We start from the raw sequence: 552 nt of genomic DNA on the forward strand, positions 1-552 counted from the left end.
GCGATATCTTGTACGACACCAATTTCATTATTCACATGCATGATAGAGACAAGGACAGTATCATCACGTAAAGCCGCTTCGAGTTCTTTCAGATCAATCAAACCATTACGTTGCGGGGAGAGATAAGTAACCTCAAAACCTTCACGTTCTAATTGGCGACAAGTATCTAAAACTGCTTTATGCTCAGTTTTACACGTGACAACATGCTTACCCTTCTTCTGATAGAAGTTCGCTGCACCTTTAATAGCTAAGTTATCTGACTCGGTCGCACCTGAAGTAAATACAATTTCACGTGGATCAGCATTCACTAGCTCAGCGATTTGATTACGTGCAATATCAACGGCTTCTTCTGCTTGCCAACCAAAACGGTGGGAACGCGAAGCGGGGTTACCAAAATTGCCGTCCATAGTTAGACATTGCATCATTTTTTCAGCAACACGAGGATCAACCGGTGTCGTTGCTGAATAATCAAGATAAATCGGTAATTTCATTGCTCACTTACTCCAAAAGACAAAATTGTCTTCATTTTCCAATGACGCATGTAACCCTCAT

Annotated in this window: 1 protein-coding gene; it reads right to left on the minus strand. The window is 41.5% G+C overall.

Translation table 11 applies throughout. The features are described from left to right. Positions 1 to 491, minus strand: a 491-nt coding sequence (locus ABN217_RS20090) for an aminotransferase class V-fold PLP-dependent enzyme (RefSeq protein WP_349459980.1), incomplete at its 3' end; no start/stop codon positions are given. Positions 492 to 552: the final 61 nt, after the last annotated feature.

The sequence above is a fragment of the Proteus sp. fly-1067 genome (assembly GCF_040139345.1).
Lineage (GTDB): Bacteria > Pseudomonadota > Gammaproteobacteria > Enterobacterales > Enterobacteriaceae > Proteus > Proteus vulgaris_B.